Raw genomic sequence first — 14,709 nt, 5'->3', positions numbered from 1 at the left:
CTACCGGACAAGAAATTAAACGTAATTCTGAATTAAAATACGCATTCTACATCAAACAAACTAATTATACCGGCATAATTAGAAGTACTGCTATATAAATAATGTTCAGGTTCTGCTACCAATCCGGCATGCTACTTCCATGAAAAAACCGGATAAAAGACTTCGATAGCTCTCTGCCTAAGGCAGATAAAGAAACCAGTAGAAAACAAAAAGTAGCTAAACAAAACCGTTCTTTGAATAAATGCTTATTTTTTTAACTCGTCATGCAAAGAGGTCTTTTTAGAAATATAACCGGCTTTTTGTCTTGTTCGGAGGAAGCTCATGATTAGCGCGGAAGATAAACCAAAAACAACTCTCAAACTGACCAAATTAATACAAATTCTGTCATTATACTGACTAAATTAACAGTTTTATTAATTTTGTATTAACAATCTCAACAACAATGATAAACAGAGTATTGCGATATGAAATTGAAAAACATCTGAACAAGCAAAAAGTAACACTTTTGCTTGGTGCAAGACGCGTGGGTAAAACTGAATTGCTGAACACTATTTACCAAAAAAATAAAGACATTACTTTATGGCTTGACGGAGAAGACGTGCTTGTTGAAAAAATGTTGGAAGAACGCAGTGTATCCAATTATTCAAGAGTGCTTGAAGGCTATAAATTACTGATTATAGATGAGGCTCAATATATCCGGGATATTTCCCGGAAAGCAAAGCTGATGATTGATAAGATCAAGCCCCTGCATATCATTCTGACCGGTTCGTCTGCTTTCGATTTGGTTCAAATGGGCGAACCGCTGACAGGCAGAACGATTACTTACCATTTATTTCCGCTTTCTCAAGAAGAGTGGCAACAAAATGAGAACCCGTTGCAAACAAAACAAAACCTTGAATCAAGACTTGTTTTTGGCAGCTACCCTGAACTTTCTACAATATCCACACAAAAAGAAAAGCAGAAATACCTGAACGAATCGGTTAATATTTATTTACTGAAAGATATATTGGTATTTGAAAAAGTCAGGAATGCGAAGAGATTAAAAGATTTACTTGTTTTACTTGCTCATCAGATTGGTTCGGAAGTTTCTTCTAATGAACTTGGAAGGCAACTCGGTATGAGCAAAAACACAGTTGAACGCTACCTTGATCTTTTTCAAAAATCGTTTATCATCTATCCTTTGACTGGATACAGCAACAACCTGCGAAAAGAAGTGACAAAGAGCAAAAAATGGTATTTCTATGACAATGGCATCCGAAATGCACTCACCGGTAATTTTCAACCTCTTTCTGTCAGAAATGATACGGGCGAGCTGTGGGAGCAATATATCCTCAATGAAAGAATGAAATACAATATTTACCGGGATAAGCATATGCAGTATTTTTTTTGGCGGACTTATGACGGACAGGAAATTGATTTGATTGAAATGCACAATGGAAAATTGTTTGCCTTTGAATGTAAATGGCGAAATAAAAAAGTAAAACCACCCAGAGCTTTTGTGAAAAATTATCCGGATGCAACTTTCGAAACGGTCCATCAGGACAACTACCAGAAATTTATTACTTAATTTTAAATGGAAATAATTTCTTCATAAATGTATTTTAAATTTTCAATCCTCAAACTAACCAAATTAATACAAATTATGTCATCGTACTGACCAAATTAACAGTTATTTGTATATTTCATGCAAACAAGTTTTGTCCTAAAATTAGCGATATCAGCGATCGGGAATTGGAAGCGTTTTTGAAACTTGATTGCATGCTACTTACACGAAAAAATCGGATAAAACACTTCTGTGTATCTCTGCCTCAGGCAGATAAAGAAACCTGTAAAAATGGGATAGTAGAAAACAAAAGTTCTTTGAATAAATGCTTATTTTTAATTCGTCATGCAAAAGGTCTTTTTATAAATATAACCGGCTTTTTGTCTTGTTCGTAGCAAGGATGCTACGAACAGTGGGGGATGTTGAAATTGTTTGAACATGCGGCTAATAAACATAAGCGTAATAAACAATATCCTCCTGAGGCGGACATGTTCAGTTTTGGACACATGAAAATCAACCAAAAGAAATTTTTAGTCATAAGTTCATGCAACAAAAGCTTGATTACATCCATGAAAATCCTGTTCGGACACGTATAGTTGATAATCCGGAAGATTATATATATTCGAGTGCAAGAAATTATGCCGGAAAGTTGAGCGTGATTAAAGTTGATTTGTGTAATATTTTGAATGATTCGTAGCTACAACGAATAGCGGGGTCTTCTTTCCGAGGCTTATGGGTGAAATTATGCTTTTACTAAGGGTTTAAGCGAGACAGTTAAATCAGGGGAGGTTCTTATTATTTTTTTCAGAAAAAACAAGATTCCAATATTCTTGTTAAGTGTAGAACATTTAAAAATATAGATGAAAGTTGAAATACCAACAGACTACAAATCCGTTTTGGAAAAAATAGAACAAATCGACCCGCTGAAGTATGGGAAAACCCGAAACTATATTGACGGAGCCGTTACCTATTTGTCTCCCTACATTTCAAGAGGTGTTATTAGTACCAAAATGGTACTCGAAAGTGTTTTAAAAAGGGAGTTTAAACTTTACGAAATAGAAACCTTTGTAAAAGAGCTTTGCTGGCGGGATTATTTCCAAAGAGTGGGACAGGTAAAGGATTTAAATAAAGAGATTAAACATCTTCGGCAGGATTTTTTAAATTATGAAATCCCGGAGTCAATAGTAAATGGAAAAACCGGAATAGAGGGCGTTGACAGGGCTATACACCAATTATACAAAACCGGATATATGCACAATCATTGTAGGATGTACACTGCTTCTATCACTTGCAATATCGGCAAGTCACATTGGTTGCACCCCGCAAAATGGATGTACTATCATCTGTTAGACGGAGATTGGGCAAGTAATGCCTGCAGCTGGCAATGGGTTGCAGGAGTAAACAGCCATAAACAGTATTACGCCAATCAGGAAAATATCAATAAATTTACCCGAACCGGGCAGACAAATACTTTTTTAGACGAGGCCTATGAGCAGATTAAGGAGATGGAAGTTCCGACTGAGCTGCTGTCTACACAAAAGTTTTTACCGGAGACCAAATGGCCCGAAATCCCGGCTGTAGGGGTAGACAGAAACAAGCCTACTTTTATTTATAACTACTATAATCTGGACCCGCTCTGGCATAAAGAGGAAGAGGGAAACCGTATTTTGCTGATCGATCCTCAATTCTTTTCTGATTTTCCAATAAGTGAAAAGTGTGTGGACTTTATGTTGGCTTTGAGTAAAAACATTCCTGATATTCAGGTGTTTAGAGGCTCTTTTGAGTCCTTGGCTAATACTTATCAATTAGAAAAGATATATTTTAAAGAGCATCCGCTAAACTACGGATATAAAGGAATCATGGAAGAAAGAGATTGGATTTCTGAAAATATCAGTGGTTATTTTCCATCTTTTTTTTCTTACTGGAAAAAAGTTAATAAACAGCTGTCCAACATAAGCTGAAGGGATGTTTTACAACCAAAAACGCCAAAGGCTGTTTTTATGAAAAACATCCAAAAACAAAATTTACCCGAAAAGATTTGTATTGTATGCAAACGTTCTTTTTCCTGGCGCAAGAAATGGGAAAAGGTATGGAGTGAAGTAAAATATTGCAGCGATAAATGCCGAAAGAACAAACAAAAATTATGAAAAAAACAGGCATCCTTTTCCCACATCAACTTTTTGAGCAAAACCCACTTATTTCAAAATGTGAAACCATTTTTTTGATAGAAGAATCATTGTTTTTTAAGCAATTTAACTTCCACAAGCAAAAAATTGTATTTCACAGAGCAAGTATGAAGTTTTACGAAAGCTATCTTCAGTCAAAAAACATTCAGCTTAGATATATAGATTCATTTGATGAGTTGTCGGATGTTCGAAAACTCATTCCACACTTGAAGTCTAAAGGCATTCAAACTTTAGAATACATAGACACAACAGACAATTGGCTGGAACAAAGAATTAGCAAAGCCTGCAAGGAAAATCAGATTCAACTGAATAAAAACAGAACCCCATTATTCATCAATTCTTTTGAAGAAATAGAGAGCTATTTTTCAGGTAAAAAGCGATTCTTTCAAACGGATTTTTATAAGACTCAGCGGAAAAACAGAAATATTTTAATAGAAAACCGGCAAAGTCCGGTCGGTGGGAAATGGACCTATGACAGTGAAAACCGATTAAAATATCCGAAAGCTAAAGTCCCGCCAAAAGTCAATTTCGCAAGTTTAGACAATTTTTACAATGAGGCTGTAGCTTATACTGAAAAACATTTCCCGGATAATATTGGCAAAATAAATACCGGATTTATTTATCCAACAAATTTTTCAGAGAGCAAGAAGTGGTTAAATGATTTTTTTAAAAATAGATTTATGGAGTTTGGGCCTTATGAAGATGCTATAGTTTCAAAGGAAAATATTTTACATCACAGTCTTTTAACTCCCATGTTGAACACAGGCTTACTAACTCCCGGCTTTGTGGTAGAGGAAGCTTTGGAATTTGCTGAAAAAAACAATATACCTATAAATTCTCTTGAGGGTTTTATAAGACAGATTTTGGGCTGGCGGGAATTTATCAGAGCTGTTTATGAATTAAAAGGCAACGAAGAGCGAACAAGAAACTTTTGGGGGTTTAAGCGTAAGATTCCGCCTTCCTTTTGGGATGGCACTACCGGTATTGAACCTGTAGATGTCACGATTAAAAGGGTATTGGATACCGGTTATTGCCACCATATTGAACGGCTCATGATATTGGGTAATTTTATGCTACTGTGTGAGTTTGATCCCGATGAAGTGTATCGTTGGTTTATGGAGCTTTTTATTGATGCATACGATTGGGTAATGGTTCCGAATATTTACGGAATGAGTCAATTTGCTGATGGCGGTATCATGTCCACCAAACCGTATATTAGTGGCAGCAATTACATCATAAAAATGAGTGATTATAAAAAAGGTGGCTGGCAGCCGGTATGGGATGGCTTATTTTGGCGGTTTATGGACACCCACAGGGATTTCTTTTTACAAAACCCTAGGCTGGGAATGTTGGTAAAAACCTTTGACAAAATGCCAAAAGAAAAACAAAAAAAGCATTTAGAATATGCTGCCGGATTTTTAAAAACACTATAAGCTCAAAAAAGAAAACCCTCAAAATCATTTTTTCACTTTTTATTTAATAATATAAGGTATGAGGCCGGGTATTTACAGATACAGCAACTTTTGGGATAGAAAAAAACATTAGTTTTACCCAAAATTTATAGTTTGAGAAAATAAATTAGAGTTCACCTCTTTTACTTATTTCAATAGAATAAACACAAAAGTCAGATGATAGGATTTTTATCCAAAAACCCTCAAAAACTCTTTTTAATTGATAGCATAGGGGCATTGCTATCAGCATTTCTACTGGGGGTCGTTTTGGTAAAACTTGAGCCTTTTTTTGGAATGCCGCGAAAAGTCTTATATTTATTATCTGCAATAGCTTTAATCTTTGCAGTGTATTCCTTTTTCTGCTTTTTATATGCCCGTAAGGATTGGAGAATATTTATGAAGTATATCGCTTTTGCAAATTCGGCTTATTGCTGTTTAACCATTGCATTGGTATTTTACTTTAACAGGCTATTAACCATTGCGGGTCTTTTATATTTTATCATTGAAGTTACATTGATTTTTGGACTTGTAATACTAGAGCTAAAAGCGGCTTCAAGGAAGAGCGTAAAATAAAAAGGAAAGAAAAGCTTTTATTTTATAGATTTTATAATTCGAAAAGATTTAAACAATATTTATGGAAAGTTTATTTGTGCCGGGTATTATGGTTATGTTATTTGCTTTTTTACTGACATCCTGTAATAGTGAAGAGGTGTATGAAAAGATTACGGGTAAATGGGATTGTGTAAGCTGGACCTCTGAGGCACATGCTGATAATCAATGTTTTGGAAGAGATGTGTATTTTGTTTTTAATGATGACAGGACATACAAATCCAAATTGGGCGCAGAGATAGATAGCGGTACATTTAATATTAGTGGTAGAAATCTCACAGTCAACCCCATAAATAAATTAGACATAAATGTTGAAATACTAAGGCTTACACAGGACTCGCTTAGCTTTTTGATGAATGCCGGTGGAATAGAAGAAAAAATGCTTTTTGAAAAAGTAACTAACTGATAAAGAAGTTAATTTGTTAAGTTTTTTTCTTGTAAACCGGAACTGTAGAGCAAGGCTCCCCATACATAAGCGATTTGACGACAGGTAGTAGCTTATTGGTAATTGCAATATATGCAGCGGCATCAATTCCGGGTTTATTACAACCTTTTACAACAACTCTTTTAGATTCAAAGCTTTCAGGATTTAGTCTGCTTATTTCATCGATTAATTTTAATTTTAAAAGTTCTTCCGGTTTCATAAAGTAAACCTTCTCTGCAATGCCACTTAATTTTGCCGCTATCAACATATATGCCCAATGTGGCAGGATGGCGTCAGCGGAGCAATATAATGCAACCTCCTTCCCGGTAAAGGCTTCTGTTGAGAAGTCTTCTAAAGACTGGCGGAAAGGCTTTTCCATTAAAGCAATCTCCTGAACTAAAAATTGTTTTAAATCAATACTGCTGATACTATCTTTAGCCGGTAAATATTTTTCTAAATCAAGAGTAATAATTCCACTTTTTGCTACTCTGTTTACTAAATTCTCGCTCATTTTTTAATGTTTTATACCTTAGTTAAATCGGTTTTAAAATAAATAGTTCAAAAAAAAAGAGTTGCCTCAAAAGGAAGCAACTCTTTTTTCATTTATTTATAAAGCAGATTAATAAAACTCATGTCTGTTGTCAACGATGTTAGACGTTTCTTTTAAATTTTCAAGCAGATTAAAATCCACCCGATTATTAATATTTGTTTTAATCTGTTGCTTTTGAGTCGTAAAATCTGTAATCGAAGGAGCTTCTTGCTTAGAGATTAAAGAAATGACAAAAACACCTCTGTTGCCGATAATTGCCTGCGATAAGTTACCGGGTTCCATACCTGCAGCAAAAGCCACCACTCGTGGCTCTTGCCCGATGCCGGTAAGGAAATTTTCGTTATAACCTAAGCCGGTAGCCGTTTTTACATCTACTTCTAAAGCATTTGCTAACTGATTGATGCTTTGATGTTGACCTCTAAGTGTATTCATTCTTTCGGCCAGTCTTTCGCCTTTTTTTTCTAAAATTACAGCAGCTTTTGCCTGCTCTCTTACCATATCAAGCTCTGCTGTGCCTTTTCTGGTCGAAGCGGTAACTATAGCAACCACATAGCTGTCGTCAAGACTAAACGCACCTGAAACTTCGTGCAATCTTGAGCGAAAAGCCCATTGAACGATTTCTCTGGAAACACCAATTCCGGGCACCATGTAATCATTTTGGCCTAAGCCGTTAGCGCTTTTTATTTCATGGGGAGCATTTTCTCTAAACTCCTCCAATGTTCTGTTTTGACCGGCAAAAGCACTTGCCTTGGAAAAGGCGCTTCTTTCAGTTTCACTTCCGGCTCTTATAGAACGGGATAAATAAGCAACTTTCACTGCTTCAGTTGATGGTTCGGCTCTTGTTATTTCTATTATATGAAACCCTTGCTGACCGGTAACTATGAATATATCTCCCTGTTCTCTTTTAAAGAATAATTGATCATTAATTGTAGCAAACTGGTCTCCGGGCATTACCCAGCCTAAATCACCACCTTGTGAGGTTGTAAAAACGTCATCACTGAAGTCGTTGGCAATAGCAGAAAAGCTTGCGCCATCTTTAATTTCTGCCAGCAATGAATCGGCTAATTCTCTTTTAGTTGTAAACTCTTCCTGTGTGTTTACATTCAACTGAATGTGTCTTGCCTGAACAGAATCAGGAATTAACTTTCTATCTACCAACTTGGCTAAAACAAACTTATCGTTTTCAAGATACGGGCCTAAAATTTGTCTCGGCTCCATAGTAAAAAAGGTATCAGTAAATTTGCCACTGATTTGATTTATATTAAGGTAAGCCGGGTTAAAAGCTGTTTCTGAATATAGTCTGATATAGGTAGAGTCATCATTGGTCGCCTTAAAGTCATCTTTTCTTTCTAACAACCAGTTTTTTGATTCTAAAGAATCTTCTTTACTTGGTATGATAGGAAAGCTCACGAAGTCTATGCTTCTGGTGGCTTCTGTTTTATATCTTTTCGGATTGTTATTAATGTGATTTCTGAGGTCTCTGTCAGAAACATCGATTTCATCGTCCTCCAGAGTATTATAAGGAAGATAGACAAATTCAAAATTAACATTTTCGTTTTTTATCGTATGGTCAAAACGGGCTTGCCATTCAGGAACAAAAACAGCATGTTTAATCAGGTTATTATACTTTTCACGCTTTCTGTTTTGAAGTATAAAACGCTCAAAGGCTATCCACTGAGCACGCATTTCACCTGTAGGATCCTGGTCAAGGTTTTGAATAATGTTCAATACTTCCTGAGGATTGTACTGACCTGTTTCCGGATTTGTAAAAGCCTGAACAATGTTAGGGTCAGGGCTTTCTCCTGAAATCATTTCAAGTAATTCATCACTGGTTACCCTTATGCCTAACCTTTGGTATTCTCCGGTAAGGATAATTTGTTCAACCATTTCTTTCCAGGTGTCATTTCTAAGTGAAAAAGTAAGCTCTTCACCCAAAGTTCTTTGTCCTGTGTTAGCTCTGTAGTTGTCGAGCGTTTGCTGATATCTTCTTTCAAAGTCTTGAAGGCTAATGGTTTCACCATCTACACTTCCTACATTTGTAGGCCTCCCCCCTAAAGCTGTTCCTTCAGAACTGATGTCCATGAACAAAAAAGCAATAATAGCGACAGCTATAAGAGCAATGAGAAGAAATCCAAGTCGATTTCTGATTTTAATTATTACACCCATTTTATTTTTCAGGTTTTTTTTGATAATTTTTGCAAAATAACGGTTTTCTAGATATATGACAAAATAAAAGCGTCATTTAAATTACGTTTCTTCGTTCAAGATGTTTTATTGTTTTTCTAAAATCTTAATTTTTAAGGTTTCTATACGCTTTTCACTGACATTCAAAACAGTAAACTCAAAGCCATCAATTTCGATGACCTCATTCATGTCCGGAATGCTTTCATGACCTGAAACAACAAGTCCCGACAAGGTTTCAAAGTCTTCGTCAGGCAAGTTAAGATTATATTTTTCATTGACATAATCTATCTCCATTCTTCCTGAAAAAATATATTCAGTTTCTGAAATTTGTTTTTCAATAAACTCATCATGATCATATTCGTCTCTAATTTCTCCAAATATTTCTTCCAGGACATCTTCGATAGTTACAATTCCGGCGGTTCCCCCGTATTCATCAATAACCCAGGCAATACTTTTTTGGTCTTTTATAAAGCGGCTCAACAAATCTCTGGCAGGCATAGACTCCGGGATAACCGGTATTGGAAAAATGATATCTGTTATTTGTTCAGGCTTTTTTAACAATTCAAAATGGTGGACATACCCCACAATGTTATCAATATTAGTGTCATAAATTATTATTCTGGAAACCTTATTCCGAATAAACGTTTTTTTAAGCTCCTGAATGCTTGATTTTACTTCTAAAGCAATGACTTCAGGTCTCGGTATCATACACTCTCGCACCTTTACTTCTATAAGAAAAAGTGCCTTTTCAAAAATGGTTGTTTTTATATCTTCATCACCATTTTGTTTATTTAAGTAAGGGTTTTTAATGATGTGCTCGAGATCGTATTTGTTAAAAACAGGTGCCGCATCTGTATAGTTAAGTCTGAAAACATAATTTAAAAGAAATTTTGAAAGAGCCACCATTATTTCAACGAGGGGATATAAAAGGTAATATACGAACCAGATAGGGAGTGCGAAAAACGATAAGATGCTGTTAGGGTTTAGCCGGAATAGAATTTTTGGCAGAAATTCCCCAAAAAATAATACAACGAAAGTGGTAATTAATGTAATGAGCAGCAAACTGGTGAAATCACCGGAAATAGAAGCCGGAACAAGCTCAATGATAAAAGGTTCCAGCAAAAGAGACATCGAAAGCGAGAAAATAATTAATGCAATATTATTACCGATGAGCGTGGTGCCGAGAAAGCGAGACTGATTTTTAATAAATCGGGATAGAATTTTTCCGGAAAGGCTGCCTTTTTTCCTTTCCAGTTCTATTTGCAACTTATTGGAAGAAACAAAAGCCAATTCAATCCCGCTAAAAAAGCCGGACAAAATAATTGTAACAATCAGGATTTGTATACTATCCATTTAATAGGTGTAATTTTTTACAAAGATATTGCAAGATTAGCCGGAATTCTTTTTTCTTTGCTCTTTTTCAAAGGCTTTCCATTTATCTTCTTCATATCTCTCTTGAACTCTCTCCTGAACGGTAGAAGCAAAAGATATTGACCAGGCAATTCCTGAAAATAAGAAAATTAATATAACATGGTTGTGAAGAAAGCCCTCCATAATCCATAAGACAGCAGCAAGCACTATCCCGAAGAAAGCTGTGGCCAGCATTATTTTTATTTTGAGTTTATTCCACATAACGGTTTATTTTTTACTAAATACTCTCGTCTTGTAAGTTAATAATTCCTTTGATATTTAAGATGGTATATTCTGAAAAATCTTCATTAGCATCTAATCCATCGCCATAAATTATTTCATCAGCCGTTTGTATTCTAACAAATTTTTCAGAATAAATTCTGGATGTTTTCTGATTCCAAATGAGTTCTTCGGTGTTTAATTTTTCGCCTTTTTTATTTATTACTACTACATCATCTTTAGCAAGCATCTCTTCTGTTTTTTCGTTTCTGAGTCCGTAGTTTGAGGTCAGTTCATTTTCTATATCTCCATCCTCATTATAAAAAATCAGGTGGAGGCCTTCCGGAAATTCTGTTAAATCATCTTCTCCAAAGTGTCTGATTAATAAGGGTGCACTTAGACGGGCTTTAATAATTCCTTTTTTGCTGTAAACAATAAGAACATCTCTGCCTTGTTCATCGGGCATTTCCAATTTTGAGTAAAGAGCTTTTATCTCATCAGGATTTGTTGAGCAGGAAAATGAAAACACCGTAACAAATAAAATTAAAGAAAGTACGAAGCCTTCTTTTAGGTACTGTAAGGACATTATATAGTGAATATAAGCAATAAAGCTGTAGGTTACAAGTAACCTACAGCTTTTTAAAACAAGTTCATTTAATTTTAGTTTGATGGACCATATCTTACAGTAGTTGTCTCGTTGATCCAACATTCTATTTTGTAAGAATCTCCTTCAGTTAAGTCTCTCATAAAGGATTCCCCCCTTGAAGGCATAAATTTTTCATATCGGCTGATTCTTTGATTTGCTTCAGAAGCAACACTTCCATCAACCTGCTTAGCTCTTTCGTACATGTCTATGGCTATCCAGGTTACAACCTGACTATCCCATCCGGTTCCTTCCCCACAAAGAGGGCCGCTGGAAGCATATAGATCCCCGATAAGTATGTAAGGCTCTCCCCATGATGACCTTAAGTTGATTGCCTGACGGGCAAAGGTTCTGGATTGAGGAAAGTTTTCAAGTCTTCTGTATACTTTTGCCAGCTCCAGAAAATATTCTGCTTTTTTTGCTCTATCATTTTCAAGCTCTGCAGCCTGGTTATAATATGGAATTGACTCTCTCAGTCTGCCACTAGTGGATAATGAATTGGCAATTCTAAAGGCATTTTCAGCAGATGGATTTTGTTCGTTCAGACTGATAAGAACTTTCATGAAAATTGGGTCAGACTGACAACGAGCCATTCTAAGCTGGTTATACATGCGCTCAAGTTGCTCTGCATTATCTTTATTGTCCGGATAATTTCTTTTTACGATTGGTAATAATGTTTCACAATCTAAATATTCTGAAATCAATGGCTCTATCCTTTCTCTGGCAGCCGTAAAGCCGGCAACATCATTGTTTTTTCCAATATTATAATCTATGATGTCCATCATTTCCTCATAAACTTTTATTACCTCTTCTTTTTCGAGATTGTTTGCTCTTTCAGCGCGCACAACGGTAAGTATATAGGGGTGCACAAAAAAGTGTCTGTTGTCTTTTCCGGCTAACTCAAAAGACCGTTTAAAGGTTTTTCGGATAGCTTCATTATCAGACGGACGTAAGTTAAACATGTCAGAGGCTTTGAAGCCTAAAACAGTAGGGTCTTCACTAAAACATTTCATTCTGGTGTCATAAATCAAAAACAAGGTATCTATGAGTTTTTCTTTTCTGGCATCATCGGTTTCTTTGGAGATAAAATCCTTATACATTCTTACACCGTCAATATGAAGTCTCTGACGTATAGCAGGTGCATTCTTAAAGACATATCTCCAGTGTGGCGCTGCTAATTCGTAGTTTTCCTGATCAAAATGTGTCCGGTAAAGAGAGTATTCTCTTACAGTAAATGCGCTGTCCGGCCCATATTCTGAGCAGCTAATATTTTCCAAATCGAAGATGTCGAGAACATCTTTTTTTTCAGCTACAGCAATGTTTCCGAAAAACAAGCTGTATATTAATGTAGACACAATTGCTGAATATATCCATTTCATAGTCGTTAATTTTTCCATAATTCCATGATTTCTGTAAACAAGTTAAATATCTGTGAAGCAAAATTATAAAAAACTATTTTTAATTAAACTCTCTTCGTATGAACCATCTGTCGTTTAGCGTTAAGCCCAGGTAGCCTTTCACAAAGGTTTCATTAAACAGATTGTCTGTATTTGCTCCACGACTTCCCACTTCAAGTCCGAGATTTATTCTGTTAAAAAAGCTTCTCATTGGTAAACCTAGTCCAAAAGTTATACCAAACTCGTTTAATTCTTCCCCATCAATTGTCAAACCTTGAGAACCAAAGTATCCTCCGAGCCTGTAGCTAACTCTCTGAAAGTAGTTTCCGGCACCACCGGTTTCTTGTCCCTGACGTAAAATTTGTTCCAGATTTGGCATTTCGGGAGTGTATTCCAAACCAAATGAAACTCTGTAAACATCATTATATGCATTTTGAGTAAGCACATCGTCAAAATTTTCCCAGTTTGACCAGGAAAATTCAGCACCAACCATGAAGGTGCTCCCCATGTAATAAGATGCTCCAAGCTGAAACCCGGCAGGTATGTTTGACTCTAAGGTGTTGCCGGTTGATATGCTAATCGTATCAACGATGTTTACTCTTCTATTTTCAACAAAAGTAAATCTTTGCCAAACTTCATCCTGAGTAATATTCATTTTCTGCGCTGTATTTCCGCTCACTCCAAATACAATACGCTGAGTTTCGCTTAGCGGCAGATTGTATTGCAATCCTGCTTCCCATTTAAATACACTAAATTTATTCGCAGTTAATTTTCGGCTGTTAAGCATAAATGGCGTTCCCGGGAAGGCCAGTTTTTTAATTCGATTATATCTGCCAAAGATTAAATTTCCCTGAAGTCCGAAAGAAAGGTTTCCAACCTTATATCCGGAACCAATAAAAACCTTATATAAGTCCCCGTCCCCTTTAAATATTTGATTTACCGTAAGTCCGGTTTCAGTATCTGTTCCGGTATTTTCAAAATGATAATTACTTCTTGAAAAAGGCAATAACCCAAAGCTTAGTCCCCAGTTTTCTTTGAGTGGGAAGGCAAAGGCAAAGTGATTTATCGAGGCGTCGTTAGATTGATATGTGCTATCACCCAAAGTGTAGGAGCTTCTTTGAAAAAAGATTCCGGGCTCAAAGGTTGTAAGCCCTATTGATGCATAGGAAGCCGGATTTGCTGTATTGATTCGGTTTCTTTGTTGTACTGCAGCTCCAAGCCCCCCAAAACTTTTTTGCTGTGTTGTAACGGCATTGTCTAAATCTCCGATTCCAAATCTTGAATATGGTGAATTTTCCTGTGCTTGTATGGAGGAAACCAATAAAAAATTGAAAATCGTAAAAGCAAAAAAGTGCTTCAGTTTATGTTGCATTATAGTATAAAATTTTATCTAATCCCAGCATGACTAAATCAGAATTTGCAAATATCTTATTTTTTAGCTGAGTTTCAAAGAAGTGCATGTCTCCTCCGGTTAATAAAATGTCAATTTCTTTGAACATTTCTTTGTAATAGTTAATAAATCCCTGAATTTCCAGCAGTGTTCCAAACATAACTCCGCTGTTTATGGCTTCATTTGTTGAATTTCCGGTTACCTTAAAATTGCCGGATGCACTTAACAACGGCAATTTGTCTGTATAATTATGTAAAGCTTTAAATCGCATGTGTAAGCCGGGAAGAATGCTGCCTCCCATAAACCCCTTTGTTTTATCAAAAAGATCAATAGTGATACAAGTTCCGGTATCTATTATTATACAATTTTGATTATGGTATCCTTGTGCATAAGCTGCGGCAGCGATTCTGTCTTTTCCTAAGCTTTCTGCTTGCTCATAATTTATAGAAAAAGGTAGTTTGGTCGTGTGGGAAAGTTCAATAATGTTTTTAGCGTCTGTATTTTTTAAAAAAGAAAGACTTTCCTCGCTTATATTTCGAACGCTGGTTAAAATAATTCCGTCAAAGGGGTATTTTTTTCTCCAATCGGAAATTTTTTTTACAGATATATTTCGGCCGGCCCATTTTTCAACAATCTTACTGTTTGAAATTACAGCTTGCTTTACTTTACTGTTTCCGGCATCAATACAAAGGTTTATCATTTT

At 35.9% G+C, this 14,709-nt stretch carries 15 protein-coding genes; 7 read left to right on the top strand and 8 right to left on the bottom strand.

What is annotated here, in order from left to right:
* Positions 1-442 precede the first annotated feature (442 nt).
* From EA412_09805 to EA412_09775, 7 genes are all read left to right on the top strand, one after another.
* Complete coding sequence (locus tag EA412_09805) at positions 443-1,567, top strand: ATP-binding protein (GenBank protein TVR77986.1); 1,125 nt, start codon at positions 443-445, stop codon at positions 1,565-1,567.
* Positions 1,568-1,758: 191 nt separating this feature from the next.
* Positions 1,759-1,938 carry a hypothetical protein gene (locus EA412_09800; protein TVR77985.1) on the top strand — a complete coding sequence of 60 codons (180 nt, stop codon included), beginning with the start codon at positions 1,759-1,761 and terminating at the stop codon, positions 1,936-1,938.
* A 465-nt stretch (positions 1,939-2,403) separates the two neighbouring features.
* Entirely contained in the window at positions 2,404-3,504 is a 1,101-nt protein-coding gene (locus EA412_09795) for a deoxyribodipyrimidine photolyase (GenBank protein ID TVR77984.1), read from the top strand.
* Positions 3,505-3,543: 39 nt separating this feature from the next.
* Entirely contained in the window at positions 3,544-3,690 is a 147-nt protein-coding gene (locus EA412_09790) for a DUF2256 domain-containing protein (GenBank protein ID TVR77983.1), read from the top strand.
* Complete coding sequence (locus EA412_09785; protein ID TVR77982.1) at positions 3,687-5,162, top strand: cryptochrome/photolyase family protein; 1,476 nt, start codon at positions 3,687-3,689, stop codon at positions 5,160-5,162. The genes EA412_09790 and EA412_09785 overlap by 4 nt, the downstream gene beginning before the upstream one ends.
* Positions 5,163-5,357: 195 nt before the next feature.
* Positions 5,358-5,753 carry a hypothetical protein gene (locus EA412_09780; protein ID TVR77981.1) on the top strand — a complete coding sequence of 132 codons (396 nt, stop codon included), beginning with the start codon at positions 5,358-5,360 and terminating at the stop codon, positions 5,751-5,753.
* A gap of 61 nt (positions 5,754-5,814) precedes the next feature.
* Complete coding sequence (locus EA412_09775) at positions 5,815-6,195, top strand: hypothetical protein (GenBank protein TVR77980.1); 381 nt, start codon at positions 5,815-5,817, stop codon at positions 6,193-6,195.
* A gap of 16 nt (positions 6,196-6,211) precedes the next feature.
* On the opposite strand, the gene EA412_09770 is transcribed toward EA412_09775, so the two are convergent.
* From EA412_09770 to EA412_09735, 8 genes are all read right to left on the bottom strand, one after another.
* Positions 6,212-6,724 (bottom strand): DUF2480 family protein, encoded by a 513-nt coding sequence (locus tag EA412_09770; protein TVR77979.1) that lies wholly within the window; start codon positions 6,722-6,724, stop codon positions 6,212-6,214.
* A 108-nt stretch (positions 6,725-6,832) separates the two neighbouring features.
* A complete protein-coding gene (locus EA412_09765) occupies positions 6,833-8,929 on the bottom strand; it encodes a hypothetical protein (protein ID TVR77978.1) in 2,097 nt (698 codons plus the stop codon).
* A 105-nt stretch (positions 8,930-9,034) separates the two neighbouring features.
* Positions 9,035-10,300, bottom strand: coding sequence for an HlyC/CorC family transporter (locus EA412_09760; protein TVR77977.1), 1,266 nt, complete (start codon positions 10,298-10,300; stop codon positions 9,035-9,037).
* A gap of 36 nt (positions 10,301-10,336) precedes the next feature.
* The gene (locus EA412_09755) at positions 10,337-10,579 is read right to left on the bottom strand and encodes a hypothetical protein (GenBank protein ID TVR77976.1); all 243 of its coding nucleotides are present in this window, start codon (positions 10,577-10,579) and stop codon (positions 10,337-10,339) included.
* A 16-nt stretch (positions 10,580-10,595) separates the two neighbouring features.
* Entirely contained in the window at positions 10,596-11,285 is a 690-nt protein-coding gene (gene lptC, locus EA412_09750) for an LPS export ABC transporter periplasmic protein LptC (protein TVR77975.1), read from the bottom strand.
* Complete coding sequence (locus EA412_09745; GenBank protein TVR77974.1) at positions 11,237-12,616, bottom strand: tetratricopeptide repeat protein; 1,380 nt, start codon at positions 12,614-12,616, stop codon at positions 11,237-11,239. Before EA412_09745 ends, lptC begins: the two co-directional genes overlap by 49 nt.
* Positions 12,617-12,677: 61 nt before the next feature.
* Positions 12,678-13,988, bottom strand: a complete 1,311-nt coding sequence (locus EA412_09740; GenBank protein TVR77973.1) for a hypothetical protein — start codon at positions 13,986-13,988, stop codon at positions 12,678-12,680.
* A complete protein-coding gene (locus tag EA412_09735; protein ID TVR77972.1) occupies positions 13,978-14,706 on the bottom strand; it encodes a type III pantothenate kinase in 729 nt (242 codons plus the stop codon). Before EA412_09735 ends, EA412_09740 begins: the two co-directional genes overlap by 11 nt.
* Between the last annotated feature and the right edge of the window lie 3 nt (positions 14,707-14,709).

The sequence above is a fragment of the Chitinophagaceae bacterium genome, assembly GCA_007695095.1.
In the GTDB taxonomy this organism is placed as follows: Bacteria; Bacteroidota; Bacteroidia; order Chitinophagales; family REEL01; genus REEL01.
This window is presented reverse-complemented; position numbering and strand designations above follow the sequence as displayed.

Bases quoted from the DNA above. Each gene is read 5' to 3' on its own strand.
- EA412_09805 (TVR77986.1), top strand. From the start codon at position 443: ATGATAAACAGAGTATTGCGATATGAAATTGAAAAACATCTGAACAAG.
- EA412_09800 (TVR77985.1), top strand. From the start codon at position 1,759: ATGCTACTTACACGAAAAAATCGGATAAAACACTTCTGTGTATCTCTG.
- EA412_09795 (TVR77984.1), top strand. From the start codon at position 2,404: ATGAAAGTTGAAATACCAACAGACTACAAATCCGTTTTGGAAAAAATA.
- EA412_09790 (TVR77983.1), top strand. From the start codon at position 3,544: ATGAAAAACATCCAAAAACAAAATTTACCCGAAAAGATTTGTATTGTA.
- EA412_09785 (TVR77982.1), top strand. From the start codon at position 3,687: ATGAAAAAAACAGGCATCCTTTTCCCACATCAACTTTTTGAGCAAAAC.
- EA412_09780 (TVR77981.1), top strand. From the start codon at position 5,358: ATGATAGGATTTTTATCCAAAAACCCTCAAAAACTCTTTTTAATTGAT.
- EA412_09775 (TVR77980.1), top strand. From the start codon at position 5,815: ATGGAAAGTTTATTTGTGCCGGGTATTATGGTTATGTTATTTGCTTTT.
- EA412_09770 (TVR77979.1), bottom strand. From the start codon at position 6,724: ATGAGCGAGAATTTAGTAAACAGAGTAGCAAAAAGTGGAATTATTACT.
- EA412_09765 (TVR77978.1), bottom strand. From the start codon at position 8,929: ATGGGTGTAATAATTAAAATCAGAAATCGACTTGGATTTCTTCTCATT.
- EA412_09760 (TVR77977.1), bottom strand. From the start codon at position 10,300: ATGGATAGTATACAAATCCTGATTGTTACAATTATTTTGTCCGGCTTT.
- EA412_09755 (TVR77976.1), bottom strand. From the start codon at position 10,579: ATGTGGAATAAACTCAAAATAAAAATAATGCTGGCCACAGCTTTCTTC.
- lptC (TVR77975.1), bottom strand. From the start codon at position 11,285: ATGTTGGATCAACGAGACAACTACTGTAAGATATGGTCCATCAAACTA.
- EA412_09745 (TVR77974.1), bottom strand. From the start codon at position 12,616: ATGGAAAAATTAACGACTATGAAATGGATATATTCAGCAATTGTGTCT.
- EA412_09740 (TVR77973.1), bottom strand. From the start codon at position 13,988: ATGCAACATAAACTGAAGCACTTTTTTGCTTTTACGATTTTCAATTTT.
- EA412_09735 (TVR77972.1), bottom strand. From the start codon at position 14,706: ATGATAAACCTTTGTATTGATGCCGGAAACAGTAAAGTAAAGCAAGCT.